Annotated in this window: 29 protein-coding genes; 20 read left to right on the top strand and 9 right to left on the bottom strand. The window is 30.3% G+C overall.

Going from position 1 to position 24,794, the window contains the following annotated elements:
- Positions 1–49 precede the first annotated feature (49 nt).
- From ACAM25_RS00245 to ACAM25_RS00255, 3 genes are read left to right on the top strand one after another with little or no spacing between them, the layout of a single operon-like run.
- Positions 50–1,780: a hypothetical protein gene (locus ACAM25_RS00245; protein WP_369610354.1), complete on the top strand. Its 1,731-nt coding sequence runs from the start codon at positions 50–52 to the stop codon at positions 1,778–1,780.
- 60 nt (positions 1,781–1,840) lie between these two features.
- Positions 1,841–2,236, top strand: a complete 396-nt coding sequence (locus ACAM25_RS00250) for a DUF973 family protein (RefSeq protein WP_369610355.1) — start codon at positions 1,841–1,843, stop codon at positions 2,234–2,236.
- Positions 2,226–2,825, top strand: coding sequence for a hypothetical protein (locus tag ACAM25_RS00255; protein WP_369610356.1), 600 nt, complete (start codon positions 2,226–2,228; stop codon positions 2,823–2,825). The genes ACAM25_RS00250 and ACAM25_RS00255 overlap by 11 nt, the downstream gene beginning before the upstream one ends.
- Here ACAM25_RS00255 and ACAM25_RS00260 read toward each other — a convergent pair.
- A complete protein-coding gene (locus tag ACAM25_RS00260) occupies positions 2,804–3,283 on the bottom strand; it encodes a deoxycytidine triphosphate deaminase (RefSeq protein ID WP_369610357.1) in 480 nt (159 codons plus the stop codon). The two genes, ACAM25_RS00255 and ACAM25_RS00260, sit on opposite strands and share 22 nt — an antisense overlap.
- A gap of 101 nt (positions 3,284–3,384) precedes the next feature.
- Here ACAM25_RS00260 and ACAM25_RS00265 point away from each other — a divergent pair, with 101 nt between their 5' ends.
- Both ACAM25_RS00265 and ACAM25_RS00270 read left to right on the top strand, forming a co-directional pair.
- Positions 3,385–6,537: a thermopsin gene (locus ACAM25_RS00265; RefSeq protein ID WP_369610358.1), complete on the top strand. Its 3,153-nt coding sequence runs from the start codon at positions 3,385–3,387 to the stop codon at positions 6,535–6,537.
- Between the two features lie 238 nt (positions 6,538–6,775).
- Complete coding sequence (locus ACAM25_RS00270) at positions 6,776–7,564, top strand: MBL fold metallo-hydrolase (RefSeq protein ID WP_369610359.1); 789 nt, start codon at positions 6,776–6,778, stop codon at positions 7,562–7,564.
- A 2-nt stretch (positions 7,565–7,566) separates the two neighbouring features.
- On the opposite strand, the gene ACAM25_RS00275 is transcribed toward ACAM25_RS00270, so the two are convergent.
- Entirely contained in the window at positions 7,567–7,926 is a 360-nt protein-coding gene (locus tag ACAM25_RS00275) for a DUF1059 domain-containing protein (protein WP_369610360.1), read from the bottom strand.
- Between the two features lie 85 nt (positions 7,927–8,011).
- On the opposite strand from ACAM25_RS00275, the gene ACAM25_RS00280 reads away from it, so the two are divergent.
- From ACAM25_RS00280 to ACAM25_RS00300, 5 genes are all read left to right on the top strand, one after another.
- Complete coding sequence (locus ACAM25_RS00280; RefSeq protein ID WP_369610361.1) at positions 8,012–8,215, top strand: DUF1059 domain-containing protein; 204 nt, start codon at positions 8,012–8,014, stop codon at positions 8,213–8,215.
- Positions 8,216–8,217: 2 nt separating this feature from the next.
- A complete protein-coding gene (locus tag ACAM25_RS00285; RefSeq protein ID WP_369610362.1) occupies positions 8,218–8,988 on the top strand; it encodes a winged helix-turn-helix transcriptional regulator in 771 nt (256 codons plus the stop codon).
- Between the two features lie 84 nt (positions 8,989–9,072).
- Positions 9,073–9,594 (top strand): hypothetical protein, encoded by a 522-nt coding sequence (locus ACAM25_RS00290; protein WP_369610363.1) that lies wholly within the window; start codon positions 9,073–9,075, stop codon positions 9,592–9,594.
- A 90-nt stretch (positions 9,595–9,684) separates the two neighbouring features.
- On the top strand, positions 9,685–10,257 hold the full coding sequence (locus ACAM25_RS00295) for a hypothetical protein (RefSeq protein WP_369610364.1): 573 nt from the start codon (positions 9,685–9,687) through the stop codon (positions 10,255–10,257).
- A 43-nt stretch (positions 10,258–10,300) separates the two neighbouring features.
- A complete protein-coding gene (locus ACAM25_RS00300; protein WP_369610365.1) occupies positions 10,301–11,617 on the top strand; it encodes a hypothetical protein in 1,317 nt (438 codons plus the stop codon).
- Positions 11,618–12,037: 420 nt separating this feature from the next.
- On the opposite strand, the gene pyk is transcribed toward ACAM25_RS00300, so the two are convergent.
- Both pyk and ACAM25_RS00310 read right to left on the bottom strand, forming a co-directional pair.
- Positions 12,038–13,354 carry a pyruvate kinase gene (pyk, locus tag ACAM25_RS00305; RefSeq protein WP_369610366.1) on the bottom strand — a complete coding sequence of 439 codons (1,317 nt, stop codon included), beginning with the start codon at positions 13,352–13,354 and terminating at the stop codon, positions 12,038–12,040.
- The gene (locus ACAM25_RS00310) at positions 13,347–13,820 is read right to left on the bottom strand and encodes a DUF2299 domain-containing protein (protein WP_369610367.1); all 474 of its coding nucleotides are present in this window, start codon (positions 13,818–13,820) and stop codon (positions 13,347–13,349) included. The genes pyk and ACAM25_RS00310 overlap by 8 nt, the downstream gene beginning before the upstream one ends.
- A gap of 470 nt (positions 13,821–14,290) precedes the next feature.
- Between ACAM25_RS00310 and ACAM25_RS00315 the strand changes: the two genes are divergently transcribed.
- Genes ACAM25_RS00315 through ACAM25_RS00325 form a run of 3 tightly spaced genes read left to right on the top strand, consistent with a single transcriptional unit; the run spans position 14,291 to position 15,699 of the window.
- Positions 14,291–14,935, top strand: coding sequence for a hypothetical protein (locus tag ACAM25_RS00315; protein WP_369610368.1), 645 nt, complete (start codon positions 14,291–14,293; stop codon positions 14,933–14,935).
- Positions 14,936–14,968: 33 nt separating this feature from the next.
- Positions 14,969–15,166 (top strand): hypothetical protein, encoded by a 198-nt coding sequence (locus ACAM25_RS00320; protein WP_369610369.1) that lies wholly within the window; start codon positions 14,969–14,971, stop codon positions 15,164–15,166.
- A complete protein-coding gene (locus tag ACAM25_RS00325; RefSeq protein WP_369610370.1) occupies positions 15,127–15,699 on the top strand; it encodes a hypothetical protein in 573 nt (190 codons plus the stop codon). Before ACAM25_RS00320 ends, ACAM25_RS00325 begins: the two co-directional genes overlap by 40 nt.
- Here the strand turns inward: ACAM25_RS00325 and ACAM25_RS00330 are convergent.
- Positions 15,683–16,285: a class I SAM-dependent methyltransferase gene (locus ACAM25_RS00330; protein WP_369610371.1), complete on the bottom strand. Its 603-nt coding sequence runs from the start codon at positions 16,283–16,285 to the stop codon at positions 15,683–15,685. The genes ACAM25_RS00325 and ACAM25_RS00330 overlap by 17 nt on opposite strands.
- 31 nt (positions 16,286–16,316) lie before the next feature.
- On the opposite strand from ACAM25_RS00330, the gene ACAM25_RS00335 reads away from it, so the two are divergent.
- From ACAM25_RS00335 to ACAM25_RS00355, 5 genes are read left to right on the top strand one after another with little or no spacing between them, the layout of a single operon-like run.
- On the top strand, positions 16,317–17,345 hold the full coding sequence (locus tag ACAM25_RS00335) for an AIR synthase family protein (RefSeq protein WP_369610372.1): 1,029 nt from the start codon (positions 16,317–16,319) through the stop codon (positions 17,343–17,345).
- Positions 17,346–17,369: 24 nt separating this feature from the next.
- Positions 17,370–17,576, top strand: coding sequence for a MoaD/ThiS family protein (locus tag ACAM25_RS00340; RefSeq protein WP_369610373.1), 207 nt, complete (start codon positions 17,370–17,372; stop codon positions 17,574–17,576).
- 2 nt (positions 17,577–17,578) lie between these two features.
- Positions 17,579–18,244: a hypothetical protein gene (locus tag ACAM25_RS00345; protein ID WP_369610374.1), complete on the top strand. Its 666-nt coding sequence runs from the start codon at positions 17,579–17,581 to the stop codon at positions 18,242–18,244.
- A complete protein-coding gene (locus ACAM25_RS00350) occupies positions 18,241–19,359 on the top strand; it encodes an FAD-dependent oxidoreductase (RefSeq protein ID WP_369610375.1) in 1,119 nt (372 codons plus the stop codon). Before ACAM25_RS00345 ends, ACAM25_RS00350 begins: the two co-directional genes overlap by 4 nt.
- 16 nt (positions 19,360–19,375) lie before the next feature.
- Positions 19,376–19,897 carry a DUF1955 domain-containing protein gene (locus ACAM25_RS00355; protein ID WP_369610376.1) on the top strand — a complete coding sequence of 174 codons (522 nt, stop codon included), beginning with the start codon at positions 19,376–19,378 and terminating at the stop codon, positions 19,895–19,897.
- Here the strand turns inward: ACAM25_RS00355 and ACAM25_RS00360 are convergent.
- From ACAM25_RS00360 to ACAM25_RS00370, 3 genes are read right to left on the bottom strand one after another with little or no spacing between them, the layout of a single operon-like run.
- Positions 19,890–20,243, bottom strand: a complete 354-nt coding sequence (locus tag ACAM25_RS00360) for a hypothetical protein (protein ID WP_369610377.1) — start codon at positions 20,241–20,243, stop codon at positions 19,890–19,892. The genes ACAM25_RS00355 and ACAM25_RS00360 overlap by 8 nt on opposite strands.
- Positions 20,240–20,506 carry a hypothetical protein gene (locus tag ACAM25_RS00365; RefSeq protein ID WP_369610378.1) on the bottom strand — a complete coding sequence of 89 codons (267 nt, stop codon included), beginning with the start codon at positions 20,504–20,506 and terminating at the stop codon, positions 20,240–20,242. The genes ACAM25_RS00360 and ACAM25_RS00365 overlap by 4 nt, the downstream gene beginning before the upstream one ends.
- Positions 20,507–20,509: 3 nt before the next feature.
- Positions 20,510–21,955: a DUF790 family protein gene (locus tag ACAM25_RS00370; protein ID WP_369610379.1), complete on the bottom strand. Its 1,446-nt coding sequence runs from the start codon at positions 21,953–21,955 to the stop codon at positions 20,510–20,512.
- 31 nt (positions 21,956–21,986) lie between these two features.
- Here ACAM25_RS00370 and ACAM25_RS00375 point away from each other — a divergent pair, with 31 nt between their 5' ends.
- Positions 21,987–23,306, top strand: a complete 1,320-nt coding sequence (locus tag ACAM25_RS00375; protein WP_369610380.1) for a DEAD/DEAH box helicase — start codon at positions 21,987–21,989, stop codon at positions 23,304–23,306.
- A 41-nt stretch (positions 23,307–23,347) separates the two neighbouring features.
- Positions 23,348–23,536, top strand: a complete 189-nt coding sequence (locus ACAM25_RS00380; RefSeq protein ID WP_369610381.1) for a hypothetical protein — start codon at positions 23,348–23,350, stop codon at positions 23,534–23,536.
- Here ACAM25_RS00380 and ACAM25_RS00385 read toward each other — a convergent pair.
- The gene (locus ACAM25_RS00385; RefSeq protein WP_369610382.1) at positions 23,516–24,778 is read right to left on the bottom strand and encodes a hypothetical protein; all 1,263 of its coding nucleotides are present in this window, start codon (positions 24,776–24,778) and stop codon (positions 23,516–23,518) included. The genes ACAM25_RS00380 and ACAM25_RS00385 overlap by 21 nt on opposite strands.
- Positions 24,779–24,794: the final 16 nt, after the last annotated feature.

Raw genomic sequence — 24,794 nt, forward strand, 5'->3', positions numbered from 1 at the left:
ACAGTATATAAGGAAAATACTTATATTAACATACGTACAATTGTCTAACATGAATTCATTCCTTTTACCTATTTTTATCCTTAGTCTATTTGCCTTAAGCTTATTACCTTATCCTGTTACGAGCTCGGCTTATTCCTCTTTTATCACTATAATTAACGGTTTACCAGTAATTGAAAAACTTACTATTGCTAATAATACATTAGTTCTTAATTTAGAAAATCTTAACGGATATAGTTATAATTTTTCCTTTACAAGTTCTAATAGGACTACATTACCTAGCAATATAAAAGTTTACCCTTATGATGGTTATCTTATAGTTATTTTTTATCTCAATTCTAGTAATAAAAGTTACTATGACGTTTATGTAATTAATCCAAATTATATGAACATAGTCAATAATTATGAGTTTCCGAACAATACCATATTTTATCAAGGATATGCTATTGAGATTAACTATACTATTTCCACTTATGACCAAGTTAAAATAGGTTTAATAAATTCTAGTGTCTTGAGAGCCATAGTACCAATTTTAAATATTTCAATACACGTTGTTAACGTAACTAGTAATCAAAAAATGACTTATAAACTAAATATGAGTAGTTTTCCTCTAGCGTTAATTTACAATAATTCAATTTTTTGTGATAATGATAACAATTTTATTAATTATATGATTAATAATGATACGATTTATATATTATCAATGAATTACACTGATATGAAATATTTAATATACTCAATAAATTTAATAAGTAGCAAAATAAGAGTGAATACATTAAATTTTGAAGGATATTTAAGTAGTATTGATAATAATGTTTTTGTATTTTATAATAACAACGATACAATATTTTGCAATGGAGCTCATTATATTTATATACCTAATAATAATAATATTACATCATTACTACATAATCCATTGTTAATTTATCTTCCAAAATATACAATAGTAAATCAAAATCAGCATATAAAATCTAAAAAATTCTTCAATTATTCTGTGACAGAAAATAATATATTGCCTCTTATGCAGTGTATCTTTTTTGGAACTAATATATCTATTATAAAAATAAAAATAATTCAAATAAACACTAGCGTTATTGGCCCAATAATGCTTTCCGGGCTTCCAGTAAATTTATCTATACTTCTATCACTAAATGTATATGACTATAATACCACTATTATAATATCTTCAGCTTACTTCACTAGTCCTAAAAATCTTTTGTTTCCAATGTTGTTTTACAAATTATACATTTATAATAATGGGAAAGCATTATTGTTACCATTTGTATATAAGTATGCTCTTTATGGTTCTAATCTTATAATAAAGGACTCAAACGGGTCAACTTATATTATAAATCTTACTAATCTTAATGTTACTGAATTACCTAAAGATGAAGAGATTGTAGACGGGGTAGTCTTTAATGGTAAAGACACATATTATAGTTATTTTGATAGTGTTCGGGACTTTGCTGCTGTAACTAATTTAGTTACATTTGAGACTTGTCCAGCTATTGTTACTTTAATTAATGGAAGTAGTCTTTGGTATAATTCGACAATTTTTACCATACCTCATGGCTATTTCACTTTAGGAATTTACGGAAATAAATTAATTTTAATTAAAGGTAATCATGTCTATTATTCTGATCTAACTCACTTTAGTAACATTAACGTGAAAATACAATATGACGCTAGAGGAAATCCTTCTATTTTAACATATATCTTAGTAACTGTTATCTTTATAATTATAGGTTCAACTATTCTTATAAGATATAAAAATAATCTTTAACTAAAGATTTTTAAATTCGAAGAGAAAAGCTTATATAGATTTTTCACGATAATATAATTAATGAAAGGGCTAAGCGAGGGAATTACCCAGATAATTATTTTAACTGCTGCTGTGATAATGACGTTAGTTGTGATTGGTTTTGTTTTTGGATTATTCGGAGCCTTATCACCAATGATTGAGGCATATCAAGTTTATAATGCAGTAATATATTCTCAGAATGGCAAATATTATGTAAATTTTAGTATTAAGAATAATTTAGCTATAACAATAGATAGTGTTCAAGTAGTTGGAACTCCTTTAGTAAATTCTACACAAATATATTTACCACCAGGGGTTCATACTTTAAAGACTGAATTTACGCAATCTGCTAATTTGGCACAAGGAAATGTTTATACTATTGAAATAGCTTTAAGTAATGGGAATAGTATCTCTGTATCGGCAAGTTATGAAGGATAAGAAAGTAATAATTTCCCATTATGTTATAACTACTGATGTTAATGATTTATCTCCCTTAATAAATTTCCTTGAGAAATACAAGATAAGAGCTTATAACTATAAGGTGAAATACGTTAATGGAAAAGTTTTTGTTAGAGCTATTTTATCAGATAATGTTATTCTCTCTATAGAAAATTTAACATTAGATGAGGCTGAAAAACTTATTCCTCCAGAGATACAACCTTCAAAATATTACATTGAATTCCACAATGTCAGACCAGAAAATATCTCATTCTTCAATTCACTATCATTTTATTCCGCTGAGTTTCACGTTTTTCCTAGTTATATATTTTGTAAAATAGATGAATATAGGTGTAAAGTTAAGGAAGAGGAGATTTTAACTAAATTATCTGAAATCTTTTCTACAATTAAAAATATAACAAAACCATTTAATATGAACTTCTTAAACAATAAGGAGAAATTAATTTGTGAAATTATTTTAAAATATAATGGGATTAGAAATCCCGAAGAGATAGAAAATTGTGAAATAATAGATGATAAAGTAATTTATAAAGGTAATATAATAGCTCAAATTAATTTACCACCTTGATATTTACCATTATAAGGCTTTGCAGTAGGTTGATCTAATTTAATGAAGATTAAGTGATGAGTAGCAATTCCTTTCTTTAAGGAGGAATCATAAACTGGAGTTATTGCAACATTTACCTTACCCTGATACCCAGCATCAATAACAGTTGGAGGGGCAAGAAAACCATTTCTTGCCAAGGTACTTTTCAACGTTATTAAAGCTATTAAGTCTAAAGGCATTCTAAATTCTTCACAACTCTCGAATAGATAAGTCTTAAAAGCCTTTAGTATTGCTTTATCTTTAAACTCTATTTCTCTTAGTTTCACCTTATTATCTGGTAATTCAGCCCCTTGAACGATCTCATAGTATTTATCACCACATATTCTCAAATCATAGCCATTTTCTCTAACATTCTCCTCTACATAGTTTAGTATAACATTACCTAGAATACTTTTAATAGACTGATGTGAAAGTATCACATTATTTATTCTCTGTTGGTTTCGCTTTTAAATTAATTGACCAGTAGTACTTACTTTAGTATTTCATAAAATTTAAATAGAAGTCTCCAAAAAATTAAATTATGAGTTTACGGCTTTTTCTTTTATTCGTTTTATTAATTGAAATATTACAATATATAGTAGTTCCTACATCTTTTGGTATTTCGTCAAATTATTTATTTCCTCCTAAAGAAAACGTAACTTTAGCTGGAAAATACATGCCTTATGGAGTAAATCCTAATCCTTATACATCTGAGCCTGCTCCAATGGGAATAGCTGATATAGGAATTGGCCCTAATGGACCATTCATTAGAGAAACGACACAATTTAAAGGAATTATTTATCTTTACTCTTTATCTGCTGAAAGCTCCTTGAATAATTCATGTGTAGGTTTTCAGTTAAACGTAGTGTTAAATTACAATTATAAGGGCAATACTTATGCTTTATGGATACAAGATGTTGCATTATTTAATACTCAAAATAATTATATTATATTCCTTGATAATATATGGAATTTTACAACTTTTGACGCTAATGTAAGTGGCGTTTCCGGAAATGGTGAACTAAGTAATTATAACGGTGTCTATTACTATTATTACTTTGCTCCTGGTAATGGTGTATATTTAAGTTTACCATCCACTATTTACCTCTTAGTAAACGTTACTACTAATTCTTATGGTCAACCAGTAATCAATTTCTGGTATAATGATGGTTATGGTTGGGTTGAGTATGATTCTGTTACAGTAACTAACGTTTATAATGCTTCAAACGTATATTTCTTGATTGACGGTTATCAATATACTGGTTATGGTAATTATTATGATGCTGAATTAGTCTTAGTTGGTCCGGGAGGTGGAAGTTGTGCTTATTTATATGAATCCCAGGTTTATCTTTCTCTTCAATATTGGAATGGCCATAATTTCCAAACAGTAAGGAATGCATATAACCATGGTTATGATACTGCTGAAACAACAAATAACGCAAACGTAGGTGTTTATTATTATCCTTCAAATGGTGAGTATGTCTCTGGTATTACTGCTGGATTTGGTACACCAGGTGAATTATGGAATCAAGATTCCGTGTCTACACTAATAATTAACACTGGAGTTAGCAGTGGTTATGTTTTAGTATTTAATGCTTCTGTTCCATATTCCGATATAGAGAATTACCCTTCATTTTATGAGATTCCATTCACAAATGGTGAGGTTTGCTTGACTCTTGATCCTATGGAGTACGGTATAGTAGTTTATTCTTCTAATGGTCAAATAGTAGGTGAGGCTAATGTAATAACTGACCAAGGAAGTACAGTATCAACTAATGTTGAACCTTTCAAAATATCAGTTCTTCAATCCTCTATTTCTGGTTCAACGGCTACAGTTACATTTAATATTCAAGCTTATGGCTATGTCACATTTTACGTTAACTCCTCTTTTCCATATAGTTTTCAAAGTAACCCCGTTTACATAAATGGAGAGGGAACTGATATTTTAACTATTTATGACTTATCACCTGGTAATTATGAAATTATAGTTTATGCAAGTTTGTTTGAAGGGTTCTACTGTGAGATAAATCTTAACTTGCATATTGGGATTCCAAAAGTTCCAGTTACATTTTCTTTAACAGTTATTGGACAAGCTCCACCTATATCACCAACTATAACGTTCACTTTTCCTAATGGAAGTACAGAAGTTTTACCTATATTTAATGGAGAAACAATTAATGTACCACAAGGAACCACTTATGATATTCAACAAGTTATAAGTGAAGGAAATATTAGATGGGCTACAAATAACGTTACTTCAGGGACTATTAACAATCTAGAAACGTTAAATATAGTATATTATGAGCAGTTTAAAGTTAACTTTAGCTATAAATTGATAGGTAATGGAGATTTTGGAAATCCAACAATAACATATTATTGTTTTAATATTCAAAAAACTGCCATTGCACCAGCTACTGTATGGGTAGATTATGATTCTGTCTATGAATATTCGCAAATATTACCCGGATCAAATTCACAAAGTAGGGCTATTGCTAATAACTTTGAAGGTGTTGTATACTCTCCAGAAACTGTAATTGTTTACTATCAAGTTCAATATTATATAGTTGTTAATTCATCAATTCCGCTTTATGCTCTAGTCAATGGAGAAAACGTAAGTTTTACTTCAAATTGGTACAATGAGAGTGCTTCAATTCAGATTGAAAATATGCCTTATTACATTTCGCCAACAGAAAGGGAAATTATAGTTTCAGTATCGCCTAACTCTTTTATTATTGTAGACTCTCCAGAAACAGTTAATGTAAAGACAATTACACAGTATTATATAGATATAAAGAGTCCAATTCCAATTTACGGTATAATAAACGGGATAAACGAAACATTAACTTCAAATTGGTATAACGAAAGTGATAAAATAATTATAGAAAATATAACTTATTATCCTAACAAATTTACTAGGGATATAATAACGTCAGTAATGCCGTCCAGAAATATTATTGTGAATTCCTCAATTGAAATTTCAATAATTACATTAACACAATATTATATCAATGTGAATTCTTCTATACCTATTTATGCTTTAGTAAATGGAAATAATGTTAGTCTTAACTCAAATTGGTATAACTCTGGGTTAAAAATAGAAGTAGAGAACTTAACTTATTATCCTAAGCCAAATGAAAGATATGTAATAACATATATTTCGCCAGAATCTTTCACTTTAAATTCTCCAGTAAATATTACCGTTAAGGTTATAGAACAGTTTTTAGTTTCAGTAAGCTCAAAAATACCAATAAAAGCGTTAATTAATGGAAGTGAAACACTATTAAATTCCTCATGGATAAATAAAGGAACAAAAGTTTATATCATAAACTATACTTACTATGTTAATTCAAAAGAGAGGGAAATTATTGTAAATATTACACCCTCACAATCATTTACAGTGAATTCTCCAGTTACAGTAAATGTAAAAACACAAAGACAATATTTGGTAACTATTGATAATATTTCTTCATGGTATAGTGCTGGTGCAACTATAATGTTAAATGCAAATATACCATTTTATATGGTAGGAAAATTCATAGGAACTTATAATGCTTCACCAGGATCAATTATTGTAGTTAATCAACCAATAGAGGAAAAACTAGTAGAATCTCCAAATTACTTAGTTATCGGAAGCTTACTAAGTATTACAATAGTTACTGTTATCGCTATATTATTTATTAAAAAATATAAATGAGAATATGTAAGTTACTATTCATATGTTTTTAAAAGCTATAATCTAAGTTATAATAAAGATGGAAATCCCTAATGGAAGATAAAAGAACCCTCAGAAATATAAAACAGTAGTAATTACTGAAAGTTTTTAGACAGTTTTTATGATTAAATACCCCCATCATACAAAGAGTTTCCGGAAACAGTAACGAAAGCCAAAGCAATACTCAATAATTTATTAGCAATAAAGAATATTCTGTTATATGCCTTGTCATGGCTTACACGCAATACCCTCTGGTCCAGTGGAATTTTCGGATATTGCTACAACGTATGTGATTTGCGGAGAGAAATTGAACGTTATGATAGATGCTGGTGTTTCAAATTCTATTGCTGACTTTTCTTTTCTTGATAGACTAGATATTGTTATATTAACTCATATTCATATAGACCATATAGGCCTTTTGCCAGAAATAATTCAAACTTACAAGCCTAAAGTTTTAGTTAAATCTGGTTTCAAGAAGTATCTCACGACAGATGAAGGAGTAAAAAAGCTAAATGAAAGTGCTGAAAAGGTTTTAGGAGATTTATATTATATTTATGGTGAGTTTAGGAAAATCGATGAAAGTAAAGTATTTGAAATCAATGGTGGAGAGGAGTTAGATCTAGGAGGAAATAATTTAAAGATTTTATATACTCCTGGTCATGCAAAGCATCATGTATCTGTTCTAGTTGACGATTTCTTATTTACCGGTGATAGTGCTGGTGCATACTTTAACGGATCAGTAATTCCAACTACTCCTCCAGTTATTAACTATGAAGAGTACATAAAAAGTTTGAAGATGCAAATTTCATTAAAGCCACGCATTGTAGGTTTAGCTCACGGAGGTTTGGTTTCACCAAGTGTAATGGAAGATCACTTAAAGCAAATGCTAAGTGGAGAAGTTAATATTAACATTGATTTAGGTGGAATAGCCGGAGAAATACTTAAAAAGCAAGTTGAGGTTAACTTGAGAGGTTTAATGGAAGCTATTAAAAATAAGGATAAAAAATAGCTTTACGTTACTTTTATATTTTGCTTTATTTTATTTAATGTATCTTGAGGTATAGATGTAAGATTATGAGACATTTTCGCATGAACCATTAACTCATTTAATAATTCTTCTTCAGAAGAAGCGTTAGTTATTTCAAATCCACAATTCATGCCAACACTAGCGCAACTGAATGAATATTTTCCAGACATTTTTATATTACTTTTTATTTTATTTAACAAATCTGGTGGAATTGAGGTTATTCCATGACTATTTTTAGCATGAATCTTTAACATCTCTAATAATTCTTCCTCACTACCAGCATTCTTTATTTCAAACCCACAATCCATTCCTACACTTGCACAACTAAATGTATACTTAGGCATATGTTGTAATTGTCTGTCACCTATTTAAGGAAGCGTTAAAAGATTTTTAACTAATTCATAAATATCATATTTTTTTCTTATTCCTATGGTATTCGGATTAGGAAAGAAGAAAAAGTTCGAATTTAGTTGTTCTAGTTTAGGGATGGACTGCGGATTTATGGTTAAAAACGCCACGTCAGAGGAAGAATTACTGGAAATTCTAAAAATCCATGCAGAAAAGGCTCATGGAATAAAAGAAATTTCGACAAGTTTATTAGAAAATATTAAGAAAAATATTAAGAGAGTGTGAAAATGGATCTTATTGATAAGAGAATTCTTTTTTATTTTTTAAAAGATGGGAGAATTTCACAACGGAGAATTGCATCAAATTTAAATCTAACTCCGGCGAGCTTAAATTATAGATTTAAAAAACTTATTGATGACAGCATACTAAAAGGGTTTAAGCTTTATGTGAACCCAAACTTTTTCAGTAAGCAACAGATTTTTATTGCATTTAAGAATTATAATGATATAGATTCTGATTGGATATCCTTTAAATTAAAGTGCGTAGAATGGTTAAACGTATATGGTATTCAAGTGAAAGATACAACAGAACTTAAAGATAGAATAGATTACATGACTAAACAATTAGGCGAGCCGGTACTTACTTATTATCCCGTTCAGTCCTTACTTAAACCATCGAATTTAGACCAAAAAATAGTTGAAATATTAAAGCAAGACCCTAGAGCACCTCCTTCTGAAATATCTAAGAAACTAGGAATAAATAGTAAGACTATAGAGAAACATATAAAATATTTGAAACACAGAGGACTTATATTAGTAGTTCCAGTTATAGATTTAGGAAAAACTGACATTGTAATTTTTTCAATATTTTCAAAGAATATTGAGGATATATCCGTAGTCTTACAAGATTGTAAAATATGGCAATTTACTGATGGTTATGCAGGAATTACTGTATGCTATGCTGATAATATGGAAAGAGCAAGAAAATTTATTCAAGCTGCCAGAGAAGTAGATAAGAATGCGGATGTTATGATAATATATGACTATATTTTCAAATAATTTTTTATTCCAGAGATTAATTGTTATCATCTTGTTAAAAAATTTTTAACTAAATGATTTAATTGAAGTGATAAACATGGACTTATGGTTTATGAATGCTGTGATCAAAAGTTTGAAAGTGAAAAGGAATTTAAAAAACACATAAAAAGTAAATGTTGGCATAGAATTTCGTATTCAATCACTTTAAAAGTAAATGTTAATAGAGATGAATTATTTAACATCATAAAAAATCCTAAGTTAATTTTTGGATTATGCAATATAATTACACCAATTGGAGATAATGCAATACTTTATTTGCCTCTCAAAAAAATAAAATATGGTACTACGCTTAAAAGAAGTATTATTGGAAAAATAGAGGGACCGAAGTTAAATGTAGATATGTTAGAATACAAATTTATATCAAATAAGCTGATTTATGATTTTTCATTCAGAATTAAAAGAATAAATGAAAATCAAAGCGAATTAACAATACTATCAAGTATGAGTATCAATATAGGACTACTAGGTAGACTTTTACCTAGCGAAGTTATAAAAGCTCTAAAAAATATAGTTACACCTCAAATTATATTAAATGATTATATTACAAATAATTTAAAATCTTTATAGGTATTTTAGAAATCGAATTTTTATTAAAGAGTAATATTCCTAATCTGTTATTTGGGAAAAGTTTATAATTTTTTAATGATATACCATTTTATGAAATCACTAAGTATTCTGTTTCTATTAATTGGAATTTTAGGAATAGTAGCGTTTAGTCAAACTTATTCAATTTCTGCCAAACCTCTTTATCTCTCTTTGTATTCCACTTTTACAGTTTTCAACGTAGTAAATACCACCTATGTAGGGATTAAAGGTTATATTAATTATACAATAGATTATGTTGTTGCAAATACATGGATAGAGATAGAAATAGTGAATTTCACAACGCATAATCAAATAGCTTCTTTAACTGCTTACTTTACATCTTCTGATAGTAATTATATTTATTACGATCCATCATTAAATTCCGTTATATTCTTTATAAACATTAGTTCAGACAAACCAGTTACAATCCCAATATCTACTCTTAGGATACCCGGACCGCTCTATAACGTTAATGGTGAGCCAGTTTCTAATGTCACAATTATACCATTAGGTTATTTAGTCAATGTTGACGGAACTCCTATTAATGAGACACAAGTATTTCAACAATATCTTAACGGGACAAGTATAATAAAATCTATGATTAATGGTCTAGCTGGATATTACGTATTATATTTTTATGGATAAGTTTCAGTAAAGTCACTCCCTCATTTTTTAATTTTTTGTTATTATGAAAGGAATCTCGAGTATACTGGGAGCCTTAATATTTCTTCAAATATTATTAGTATCTCTCCTACTCGTTATACATATTCAAAATAGCGAAACTAATACAACAATTAAGACAATCCAAAAGCTTCAACAACTCTCCGAAGATTCACCTGTTGTAGAAATTGATCAAAATAATGTAACATATATTTATTCTATGACACCACAGATGATAACTCATATAATTTACCCTAATGAAGAAGTTCAAAATGTTTCAATAACTTTAGGTAAAATACCCGTTAGTAAAATCCTTGGAAATTATCCTTGGGCAATTATAGTAACTTCGAGTGGAAATTGGTATAATGTATCCTATATTTCATATTTTGATTCTAATGCCATACTATTCCCTAACTATCATAATTATGGAACACCGGATGGAGGAATAGTAGAAAATATTAGTAAAGATCCTAATTGGAATTATTTGGGTGGAGTTTATGGCCCTAGCGCTTATTCTTTAGTCCCACTGAATGTAACAGTAGGAAATACAACTTTCACCTATGGTGTAACTGGGGCTGAAGTAGTGGTTTATCCGGTCTCCTCGGATGGCTGGATAAATATTACCTACTATTCACCTCTAATATGGCAATATTATTTTGTTACTCCGCCTGGCCCTCCATCCCCTATATCTCCCGTGCTGTGGCAAGGTTATAAGCCATCCGATACTGCAAGTATTGGAGTTTATATGCCAATAAATGTATCATATTCTGGTTGCTCTGTAGCAACTAATCTAAAGTGGATAAATGGAATATCTTATGAATACATATACATGTACGTTGGTACATCAAATTCCTACGAAGTTTATAGTATTAATAGTAGCCACGGCATTTACTTAAGTAAATGCATTGAATACCACGTAACACTGGGCACTTTCACGGTAGAACATATAGGTAATATTGAGATTCCGTTATGGAACCTATTTCTATCTTATCCTATATATGGACTTAATATGACTATACCATTAGCATGGTTACCTAACTATGTTTACCCTGATTATGGACTTAATGGTACTGGCACTCTACCACCAACAAATCCACCTACAGCTATAAGCGTATATCAAATAGATATTAATATTCATAAGGGAGAATGGTTAACTTATGGGTATTTAACAAACAAGTGGATATTATTATATAATTATACTTACGATTATAATAAATACGAAGGATCTAATACTCCAAACGAACAATGGCATGTTAAAATATTCAACCTTCAATATTTAACTCAATATCCTTTGTATATAGTAGTACCAGAAGGTGTATATTTATTGGAAGTAAGTCTAAGTTAATTATTTTTTACTCATATTTGTGGAAACATTAGTAGGTACGATAAGTTTTTAATCCATTCCTACATTGGCAGATAACAAAAGTTAGACAAGCCTTTTTAAGGGGTGAAGTTTTTAAATCGTAATGAAGTCTTTATAAACTCCGGAAAGTCTATGTACAATAGGATCAATGTGAATAACAATATCTTTAATATAACATTGGTCTAAACTCTTTCCGGAATTACTAGCGTGTCCTCCTAGAAAGAGAGGAAACTAAAAACGTATATTCCAAGGGGATAGGGATAATGGGCTGAAGACCTAGCCCGTAATAAACCACTAGATGAAATAGAGCGGAGTTCATTCCCTAAGGTGGTAAACCACAAACTTATGAACTGCCTTGATGAACCCTCGACCTTTAGGGTAAGGTCTGTACTGGTAACTAATTTAAATCTCTTCAACTTTTAAAAACCTGGTAGTTCCTTCTGCTGGACCTCCAGCTGTAACAATTATTGTTCCTTTTAAGCTAAGTTGTTTACTTATTTTTTTACTTTCCTCAACTATTTCATCTAAACTACTTAGCTCGTTCGATTTAAAAGAATATACTCCATAGCATAACTTTAACCTTTCATAAGCTTCATTATTTGGTGTTAAAGTAATTATAGGTACTAATGGCCTTAGCCTAGATATTCTTATTGCTGTAGCTCCAGTTCTAGTATAAACTATTATTGCTGAAGCAGAGGCCAAATTTGATGCTGAAACAGCAGAATATGCTATAGCATCATCAACGTTCTTTAAAGGTGGAGAAGGCTTAGACTTAAAGGTTTTTTCAACATTAATTATAAGGTCGCGTAGAGTCTTTACAGCTTCAATAGGATATTGTCCCATAGCAGTTTCATCACTTAACATTATTGCATCCACCCCTTGTATTATTGAATTTGCGACATCAATAACTTCTGCTCTCGTAGGAATTGGAGAGGTGACCATAGATTCTAAAACTTGAGTAGCTAAAATAACTGGTTTACCATATACTCTAGCAAGCCTAACTATTTTCCTTTGAGTTTGAGGTAAATTAGCTAATCCAACTTCAACTCCTAAATCTCCTCTAGCAACCATAACGGCATCAGACTCCTTGATTATCCCTTTCAAATTCTTTAAAGCAGCTTTCTTTTCTATTTTAGCTATTAACCATGCTTTGTCTTTTACTATTTCCTTGACTTTCTTTACTTCATCTGGAGATGTAACAAATGATAATCCAATAAATGTTGCTCCCAGTTTTAAGGCTTCTTGAAGCAGTTGATAATCTCTGTTTGTTAATCCAACTGGAATGTCAGCATCAGGAATGTTTATTCCCTTCCTTGAAGTTAATATTCCCCCTTCTTCAACAATCCCTTTTGCAAAATTGTCTTTTAATTCAGTTATTTTTACTCTAATCCTTCCATCAGCAATTAAAACTTCAGAACCTTGTTTTACAAGTTTAAAAAATAAAGGATCTTCAACTGGAATTGAAGTTCCAAACTCTATTATATCTCCTCTTTTTAATACGATCTTATCCGTTCCTATATCCCCAATTCTTAACTTAGGTCCAGGAAGATCTACTAGAATTGGAACTTTATCCTTGACAAGATTAAAGTATTTTTCATGCTGTTGTTCATCTCCATGGGCAAAGTTAAGTCTAACTATATCAGCGTACTTTACTATTTCATCTACATAAGGTTCACTACTAGGACCTAACGTTGCAACTATTTTTGTTTTTCTAAACATATGCCGATGAACCTCTCTTTTGAACGCTTCCAAACTTCCTGTTAATCCTATTTATAACTAGAATACCAGCGTTTCTTACCATATAATAAGCGTTAAGGAATTCGTTTGGAGTTAAACCTTCAGAGTAAACTATTTTAGATATTTGTACTACTTCTGGGACATCAGAGTTAGGAGGAAGAACTGCAATATCTACACCCATTTTTAGTAACTCTTCAACTAAGTCAGCTAAAAAATCTCTCCTTTCTTCTTCCTTCATATTGCTTATTGCTGATTTATGTGAAGGATGAATAAGTATTCCCATAGTAATAAGGTAAAAGGGAGAATCTTTATTTATCCTAACTATATCAACAACTGGAAAACCTTGAGGAGAAGAAGTTGAAATATGGTAATACTCCTTAGCCTCCGGTGGTTTCCTAATAATTAATCCTAGATCCTTAACAATTTTTTCTATCTCTTCATCTTCCATAAAGTAAAATAAACCTTCGAGTAAAAAATGTTTTTGCTAAAAGAACGTATGAATGACGTGAACAAATATAAAATTAAAATAAAGGAGCAAGGCTAAAAGAAAACCGAGAGACAAAGTAAAAGAGTCAGACCAACTTAATGAAATTGTTATTCTATATATTAGAATAGAAATTAAAATCGATAATAGTAAAGACGGAAAAGGAGCTCCAATAGAATATAAGAAAAGGTAGAAAAAGAAGATATTAAACAATGATGCAACGAAAATTCTAGTCATATAAAACGAGTTAGATATTAATCTAGTTATAATTGAAGTCACGACAGATAAAAATAAAAATAAAAGAATGAAATGTATTAAGATAAATACTGCTATATCCACATTATGTTATTGAGTAACAAATTTTAATTATTAACTACTGCTTTTTAAACTTTTTTAAGATAAAGTTAATTAAGTTAATCTCTTTAACAAAAAATATGGATAAAAATTGGTTCTCCACACCTCAAGAAATTAGAGAAGGCATAAAGTATCTCTCAGCACATTTTTATCCAGTTAATTTAATGGAAAGATGGAAGATTCTGAAAAAGTTCTCATTTGAAAAAGCAAAAATAATAACAAATTACTCTCTTCAACAAGTTATTGAGGAAATAGAACATTTTGATTTCTTTAAAGAATATTTTAAGGAAGATCCTTTAACTACTGTTAGGCTTCCCGATTCATATATAAAGCTATTTGATGGATTAGTTGAAGATTTCCAAAATGAGAAATGGAAAGATAACGTTGCTACTAGATTTCATATGATAACTGAAGGAGTATTAGCAACTGTAGGTTTAAAAATACTCAATGAGACTTCAAAGAAATATAACTTAATTGAATTTAATGAAGGAATAAAAAGGATAATTGAAGATGAAGCAAGGCATGTTAACTTTGGTTTTTCGCTTATAGAAGACAAAGAATATGCTGTGAGAAGAATAGAGGAACTTTTCCCATTAGCTATTCAGATAATTAAGGATGGCAAAGATAAAATTGAGTTACTAGGTTATAAGATAGACGATTTAATATCATTAATGAATGAACTAAAAAACGCAAGAATAAACAAAATACTTAGTAGAACTAACTAAATCTTTTTTATTTCTATTACTAAAAAATTTATTGTGGAATCAGTTTTAATAAAACTCTTGGAAGAGAGACCAAAAAGTAGAGGTAGTAAAATAAGTGATAATGACTTAAAAAGATTAGCGAAGTTAGCTGAGGAAAACATAAAAATTATGGAAATCGTAGGTTGCTTTAACATTAAAGGGGAAGAAGTATATTGGAAGACCAACTGTATGGGTGGATCATATCAAAGTTAGATGAATTGAAAGGAAGCGAGACTGATAGATTTTTAAAATTTCTAGCTATTTTGAATACTTTTATGGAAGAAAAGAATCAAGGTAGAATTATAATAGTAGGTGGTTTTGCTGCAGAAATTTACTCTGGAAGAGGTTATAGGACTGGTGATGTAGACATAATAGTTGAAGGTAATGTTGAATTAATAAAGAAAGTACTTTCCAAAATTTCTGATGTAGGATTAAGGATAATGCTACCTAAAATAAGAGAAATATCTGAAAAAGGAATTGATATAGTTTCTAATGTGTATAACAGAAAGAAAAGTCCATTAAAACTTATAATAGATGAAAGATATTGGATCTACATTATCCCCCCAGAAGAAGTAGTACTAACTTACTTAGAATCATGGAAGTTTTGGAATAGCACCGAAGATAAAATTAAAGCTGTCTTAGTTTATTGTGCACAAAAAGATAAGTTAGATATAAAATACCTAGTAGAAGAATCAAAAAGTAAAAATGTTTATGATTACTTTCTTAAACTTAATGATTATTGTTAACTTCTTTTATTCCATAATAAAGAGCATTATTAGGCAAAAATGAATTTACAGAATATAAAAAATATTTTTGAGTTTTAAATCCACTAAATTCCATAAACTTTTTCAATTCCCACGGAAGATAGAGTCTGTAGTTTCTCCTAACTATTTTATTATTAATTTTGCTTTCTAATTTCACAAATCTTCTAAAGAAATATTTCGGTTGAACTAACCAAACAGTAACTAAAATATCTCCTCCTTGCTTTAAGCATCTATAACTTTCCTTAATTGCATTTAAAGGATCTTTTAGATGATGAATTGAGGCAATGTAAAGTAAAGACTCAAAAGAATTGTCTCTAAAGGGCATAAATTCCATGTCAGCTTGAACTAGATCTTCACAACCTTTCTTTCTTGCTTCGATAAGTTGTCTCAATGCAATATCTAGGCATACTGTAAATAATTTCCTATTCTTTAATGTCAAACAGTTCTGACCAGATCCACAACCAATGTCTCCAACAATTTTACCTTTAACGAAATTTAAATAAAGAAGAGGCTTTCTTCTATGAACAATATACTCATAAGCCTCTTTAGTCTCCTCTTTCTCATTCACACTTTTAACTTTGTATTAAATCCTTAAATTCATGAGGCTAGGAAAAATTGATGAAAAAATCTTCACTGAAATTATTTATCCTAATTTAGGCAAAAAACATAAAGAAGTAATCATTGAACCACAAAATGGAGTGGACACTGGTGCTATTGATTTAGGGGATGGGAGAGTTTTAGTTGTAAAATCTGATCCAGTATTTATAGTTCCTCAGTTTGGATTTAGAAAAGCAGCCTGGTTCGCTGTACACATTTTAGCTAGTGATGTTATGACATCGGGAATACCCCCTAGGTACGCTCTAATTGATTTAAACTTACCTCCAAAAATAACTGATGAAGATTTCAAGGAGATGTGGTTAGGCATTCATCAAGCTTTAGAAGAAATAAACGTTATGGTGGTTGGTGGTCATACTGGAGTTTATGAAGGAACTGATTATCCTATGGTTGGAGGATTTGCAATGATGGGTATTGGTGAAAAAGAAAAACTTGGAATGCCATCAAGAGTTAAAGTTGGGGATTATATAATTATGACCAAAGGACCAGCAATAGAAGCTACAGGCTTATTAACTAATCTTTATCCAGACTACTTTAAACAAAGACTTTCGCCAGAAGTATTTAAAGAAGCTTATGAAATGTATTGGAAGATGAGCTGTTGGAAGGATGGGTTAATTGCGTCAAATATAGGAATTCACTTAATGCATGATGCAACGGAGGGAGGAGTATGGAATGCCTTAGCAGAAATTGCTAGAGTTACTAAAAAAGAATTAAGAATTTATGAGGATAAACTTTTTATAAATAGAGCTGTTAAAGAAGTAACTTCGTTAGTTAATATAGATCCTTGGATATCGATAAGTGAGGGAACAATGATAATAATTAGTGATAAGGGAGAAGAAATAGTTAAGGCATTAAATAGAGAAGGAATTGAAGCTGGTATAATTGGAGAAGTTAAAGAAGGAGAAGGAGTAACTTTAGTTAAAAAAGATGGAAGTAAAAGTAAAATTGAACAGCCTAAAGAAGATCCATTCTGGAGAGCTTTCTTCGATTTAGCAAAAAAAGCTCAAAGTTAAATTTTTTGCCACTATTTATATACTGTGAAAGTTACTGTACAATTAGTTAGAGAAGGAAAAGAGATGATTGTTGAGTTACCAGATAAGGCTACAGTTAAAGATTTGTTAAAGAAGATAGGTTATAGAGTCCAAGGAAGTGTGGTAGTTAAAGATGGTTTACCAGTAGTGGAGAATGAGAGACTAAATGATGGTGATACACTACAAGTCTTCTTAGCTGCTTCTGGTGGATAATAATGGAAAAAATTGAAGATTTGTTAAAGAGAAAAAATGAAATACTTAGAAATCTTAAAAGCCCTAATAAGGCTATAAGGGAAGAGGCTTGGAAACAAATAAGTTATATTGTTGATACTGGAAATGGAAATTATCTTTCAAACTCACTAGGTTATTTAAGGTCTTTACTTTGGAATAGACTTCAAGGGGTAAGAGATGATGCTTGGGCCCATTTACCAGTTTATAAGGCTCTTTTGGTTCAAGGGATAGAAAGAGCATTGACAGCAAATTCAGATAGAATAAAATGGTCTGCTTGGTCACATGTTTTAGACTTAATCCAGTTGGGAATTGTTGATAAGGCAAAGGTTATTGAAGAAAGAAATTCTTATTGGAGATTGTTAAGGAGTAGATGGGTAACAATAAGGAAAAAAGCTTGGCATTTATTTGTAGAATTAGTTAAGAATGGAATATTTTTGCATAAAGACAAGGAAAGATTTATGGATTTTCTTAAGCATAGGAAAGCTAGCGTTAGAATCTATGCATGGGAAGTAATACCACAACTGTTAGAAATAGGCTTCATAACTAAAGATGAAGTACTTCAGAATATACAATTTCTACAAGAATTAACACAAAAAGAAAGTAATGTTAAAAAACGAGCATTGAAAGTAATTAAAAGGTTAGGAATTTGAAAGTTGCGATAGTTGGAGGAGGAATTGTAGGCTTATTTACTGCATATTATCTTTTGAGAGAAGGTGCAGAAGTAACAGTATTTGAAAAGGACTTTTTAGGAAGTGGTTCAATTCATGCTGCTGGGCTAATAGAACCATATAGGTTTGATAAAATTAACACTACTGGAATGATAATAAAGATGTTAAAATATATGACTAAGAGAGTTACAGTAGTTAAAAGCTTAAACAAAGCTTGGGTAATAGAACTACTAAAGAATATTAATAAAGAACCACCAGAAGAAGCTTGGAATATAATGAGAGAAATGGCTCAATTCTCTTTGAAGGAATACAAGAGACTTGCAGAAGAGAAAAATGACTTTGATTATGAAGAGTCTGGTTTACTTGAGATTTATTCTGACAAAAACGAATTAGAAAAAGCATTAGTAGAAGAAAGACGAAGTCCTTTTAAGCCAAAAATTGAAGTTGCAGAAATTGAAGGCTTTGCTGGGGCTATATATTTCCCAGAGCTTTCAAAAGTTGATACTCATAAATTTATAGATAGGATGAGTAAAGAAATTGAAAAGGCAAAAGTAGTTAATGCTGAAGTAACAAAAGTAACTAAAGACGGAAAAGTGTTTTATTCTTCTAATGAAGAGAAATTTGACAAGGTAGTTTTATCAGCTGGGATTTGGTTAAAAGAAATTGGCTTACCAATTACTGCATTTAAAGGTTATGGATATAGAGTAAAGGGGGAAGTAAAAGTAAAATATCCATCAGTTTTAGCTGAATTAGGAGTTGCAATTGTGAAAAATTCTGATTTCATAAAAATTACTGGAGGATTTGATGGTGATTTTTCAAACGACTCTTCAAGGGCTGAACTTTTCCTTTCTTTCTCTAAGTCCATTGTAAACATTAATTACGTTTATGATCTTTACATGGGTTATAGACCATGCTCTCCAGATGGTTTTCCAGTAATTGGTAAAGTAGAAAACGTTGTTATTTCTACCGGAGCTTGTAGATTAGGTTGGAGTTATGGTCCAGCAATGGGTAAAACTACTTCTGACCTAGTTTTAGATAGAATTAATAGTGTTGGTTATCTTTCTCGATTTATAAATGGAAGAAATTTAAGCCTTTGAGTAATATCTAATTCATATGACTATAGTTAAATCCGAAGTAATTCGTAAGCTAATGGATGCTAAGAAATTTCTTTTAGATGGTTATATAGATGAAGGAGTTAAAATCGTCCTTCAAATCGTAAACTCATCACCAAAGAGTGACTACAACTGGTTCATATGCAACATCATAGAGAGTATTGATTGTAAGTATATGTTTCAAATATTAGATAAAATTGGAAGTTATTTTGACCTTGACAAGTGCCAAAACTTAAAGAGCGTTGTTCAGTGTGGCATTGAAAACAACACTTTGAATGATCACGTAAGTAAGGCTTTAGACCTACTAGTATCTCAAGGAAAGAGAGATAAATTAGAAGAAATAAGTAAAGAGATATTAAATAAAGATCAAGTAAGCCCAGCGTTATTAATAGCTTTAGCAAATGCTTTAAGGAAAGTGGGTGATGAAAGAGATGCCACAAATCTATTGTTAGAAGCTTGCAAGAAAGGAGATAAGGAAGCTTGTAATTCAGTTAATGCAATAACTGTTAGAAGCGTTATGTGAGATATTCAACGTTTAACTTTATCCCCACTCTCTTTTCTATCTCATATATCTTTACGCTTATTTCCTCATACACTTCTGGTCTTAACGTTTCAACCTTTATCTTTACATTATTTCCATTAATTTCAAAATATATTCCAGATATTGAAGAAAGCTCCTCTTTTATTAGCTCTGCAACAGAAAAAACTCTCACATCCTTTATTTCCACTTTATTATATACAAAAACATTTATCTCTTTTCTTATTCTATCACCTTCAAGTTTTATTAAATTATCTTTTAATTTCTCTTTTAATTCTAAAAATTTTCTAGCTACTTCCTCATCAAATGGATTATTATAAAGTTCTATCATACAACTCTTTTCAATGAACCCTTATATTTTTCCATGTATGATTTATATGCATTCTTTTCCATCAAAAGAATTGTTACATTTATAGAATCAGTATGTTTATATATCTCATCAAGAACTTGAGTAACAATTCTCGCATTAGTTCTACAATCAGTGTCAGTAATTCCAATTAGATAGTAGCTACCATCATCGTCAACGTAAGCTTCAACTTCTCCTTTAATTAATTCTGATAATTTCTTAGCTCCAGCTATAATTGCATCATTCATAATTTAATTTATTTTTTCGTCCTTTATAACTATTGCGTCTGATATTCCAATCCATTTTAACTTATAACCTAAGTACTCTAACACCTCCACAATGTAATCCCCATATTTAAACCTTAACTCGTTTAGGCTCTTATTGTTAAAATCTTCTTTTTTCAGTTTTTCCAAGATCTCATTTTTTACGTAATAATTCTTAAGGAAAATATAGCCTGGAAATGTTTTCAAATTTCTTCGTATTATTTCAACTGGAAGAGAAAGCTCTTTTGCAATGTCATTTAGACTTATTATTTCACCAGAAATTGTATAATCAACTTTAACGTTTTCCAGATACTTTTCCTCTAATTGTTTTAGCCACTTGTAAACTTGCGATATGTCAACTTTCCTCTTGTAAGTTATCACATTCATTCCACTAAATTTCTCTTTACCTAGTTCTTCGTTGAGTAAAACGAGAATTGGATCCTTAACCTTTTTCAATTTTTCTAATTTTTCTTTTATATACTCTTTAGTCCAAAAGCCTACAATTTCTATATATACTCTCAAATTTCCTTTTTCTACTAAAAAATCTGGTATAAACACTTTATTATCTACTATCAAAGGTTCAGGTTCCCTAACTATCTTCCAACCCTTTGCCACATTAACAAAGTCCTTGTAAAATTTCTCCTCAACATTACTATCAAATCTTTTCTCGTCTATTATTAACTCTTTCATTTCTTTAAAGTTAGAAAGACTTAACTTGTAAATCCTCTTAACTTTCTTTCCTAGAACTAACTCTGCCTCAATCTTCCAATTTTGTGAGGAAACAATAAAAGGTAAAAGGACAGCTAAATTCCTTCCATATTTTTCAGTAAGTTTAACAAGCGTAGCTGGACCTAAGAACTCAAATCTTAAAGGTTTATCATAAGCAAAATACATTAAGCCTAACCATTTAGCCCTCCTTATAATTTCTTTCCAGTTCGAAGATACATAAACTGTCATTTTGTAAGCTTTAAAAAGTAAAGTCTGTAAAAGAGAAAGGTTATACCATTTAATTAAATCCTCTGGAGTGATAATTGGAGCTTTAATAATTTTCTTTTCCTCATCTAGATCTGAAAAGACATACCTCATTACGTCAACTCCTAACTCCTTACTTACCTTCTGAACTATTTCCTCCCTTTCTTTTTCATCTATAATTGGCCCATATTTGAATAACTCTCTTCTTATTTCTATTGGTGGAATATGAGAGTCTGCCTCAAATTCACATAATCTAGTTAACAATTTCACAAATCCACGAACTAACTTGTGATCATAAATTTTCTCTAAATAATCTGTTTCCTCCTCAATTTCTCCTAATTTCTTTCCAGTCTTAAAAAGGGAGATTATTTCATTTGCTAAGTCTAAATCTTCTTTAGTAGCAAAGCTTGGTATTACCTCATTCTTAATTATCGTAAATCTGGCTAATTCCCAAGGTAACACATAAATTATATGTAAATGAAATATTAAAAGTATGGTATATTTAAGATACTTCAAAGGATTAATATTATCTGATGCTTTTGCACCTGGAATGAAGTGGAGTGATGAATTAAAAGCTTACACTTCTTTAGCTTATAAATATAGAGAAATAAGGAAATATTTTTTAGATAAAGGAGTTCAATTAGAGGAGAACGTTATAGATGCTTTACCATTTCCTTTGATAAAAGATAAAATTCAACTTAGGGATTACCAAGAAGAAGCGATAAAAGCTTGGATGAAGGAAAAAAGAGGCATAATAGTTTTACCAACTGGTGCTGGAAAGACTCAAGTTGCTTTAAAGATAATTTCGTTATTGAGAGTTTCAACACTCATTATAGTACCTACGATTGACTTGATTAACCAATGGAGAGAAAGAATTGAAAAATACCTTGGTATTTCCCCCGGAGTAATAGGAGGGGGAGAGGATTCCTTGAAAGGAATTACTGTGATAACTTATGACTCAGCATATATTAGGGCTGAAGAATTAGGTAACAAATTTATTCTGTTAATCTTTGATGAGGTTCACCACTTACCTTCAGAAGGGTATTCAACTATGGCACAACTTTTTGCATCTCCTTATAGACTAGGATTAACCGCTACGCCAGAAAGAGATGATGGCAAACATGAACTTTACCCAATACTCGTAGGTCCAGTAGTTTATAGGAAAAACTTTGAGGAATTGGCTGGAAAGTATATAGCTAAATTTAGGATACAAAAAATTTACGTATCTTTAACAGATGAGGAGAAACAAAAATATAAAGAACTTAGGAAAAAATTAAAAGATTATCTTGATTCTAGAGGATTAAAGTTACAAAGCTTAGATGACTTCCATAAATTAGTTAAACTAGCTGCTAAAGATAAAGAGGCAAGAGAGGCATTATTAGCGTGGCACGAATCATTAAATATAGCAGTAAACTCCGTCTCTAAGATTGAAAAATTAAGAGAAATTTTAAACGAATTCAAGGATGAAAAGATCATAATATTTACGAGAGATACACAAATGGCTTATGAAATATCTAGAAGATTTTTAATACCAGTAGTTACCTACAAGACAAATAAGGATGAAAGAGAAGAAATCTTACAAAAGTTTAGAGATAATATATATAGAGTTATTGTAGCTTCTACGGTTTTCGACGAAGGAGTAGATGTTCCAGATGCATCATTAGCCGTAGTTTTGGGTGGATATGGAACTAAAAGACAATTTCTACAAAGATTAGGAAGAATATTAAGAAAAAAGGAGAAAGAAGCTTTAATGATAGAAATAGTAACTAAAGGTACAGCTGATTATCGATTAAGTAAGAAAAGAAGAGAATAATAGTTTCAAAAGTTTTTATTCTCAAAATCATAATTATTCTTATGGATGACATTCTAAAAACTATGGCTAAATACGGGCCAATGCAGCTAGCAATTGCAATGATTATGGTAGGAGTAGCAATAAACCTAGAACCTTTAACCATTATAGGAGGAATACTATTAGCCATAATGATAGGATTTTTGATAAAGGATTATAAAAGTAAAAGAAATTTAACCAAAAAAAGCATCTAAGCCACTCCTTTTACCTTTTATAACTTTTTCAATAAATTGATCCCTAACTGGCAAGTATACTTGTTCATAAAATTTCCTTTGGTTCATTAGAACGTCTTTTGAAAATGAAGAAACGTATTTTACTGCAGCATCCCAAGCTTTATCATAAGGAATTATTGGGTCTATTTTTCTTGCTATTTCTTTATCATAATCCTCTGGAGTTTGAGGCTTATCACCAATAATAAAATACCCAGTCTCTCTGTCAACATAAACTTGCTCACCCCCTATATCTTTTAGCTCTTTATTACTCTCTATTACTTCCCTAGGAACCTTAAGTCCATGTTTTGGAGTGTAGTTTTTTCCATAAAACTTTGCCCAAGCGTAAAATATAGCCCTATTCAAACCAAATGATTTTGCTTTATTTAAGTCTCCATAAAGAAGATAATATCTTACAGCTTGAAGTAAACCCATAACTTGAAATCTTCCTATTTTTCCTTCTATTTTCTCTTCTTTTTCAGCTTTAACTCCAATGTGAGAAGGTTCAGTATACTCAGCCAAAGCTTTTATTGCTAAATCTTCAGCTTCATTTTCTTCAAAGTTCTTCCATACACTTTCATGCTTATAAGAATCGGGATTTGCCCAATCTAGATTGAACTCATGAAGCTTATTAGGAGAAAAGCACACAGCAACATAATTTAATTCTTTATGTAAGGATAAAGGAGATGTGAAGACTCTCTTATCATCTATTAAGTCATCTATTTTCAATACTCCTCCAGATTCTTCAGATAGTTTTTCAATTTGATCTTTTACTCTCCTCAATACATATTTTACAATTGCATGGGAAATCCTAACTGGGTCTTCACTTTTTGGTAAAGCGTTTTCATTAATTCTTACATGAACTCCTTCACCACTCCATAATAAATATACTGATTTGGTGACTTTCTCCTTATCAAGAAAAGAAATAATTATCTCAGCAGCCTTTATGGCATATTCCCATTTGTCAATTTTTGTGTCTATATCAAAGAAGGGAGTATACTTTTCTATTTCTAGTTTATCCAAGTCCCTATATGTTGCTGCTGTAGCATAAAATGTTCTTGCATTATAAATTTTTGCTAATCTAGCTACATCATCTGGTTTATTTATTTTTAAAGGTCTTTTTGTAATATCATACCTAACGAAAGTTTTACCATAAATTGCAACCCATCTGTTTTTACTAAACTCAAAGATCTCTTGTTTAACTTCAGGTTTATCATAATGATTCATTTTAACCGTAAAATAA

It is taken from the genome of Sulfurisphaera javensis, from assembly GCF_041154675.1.
In the GTDB taxonomy this organism is placed as follows: Archaea; Thermoproteota; Thermoprotei_A; order Sulfolobales; family Sulfolobaceae; genus Sulfurisphaera; species Sulfurisphaera javensis.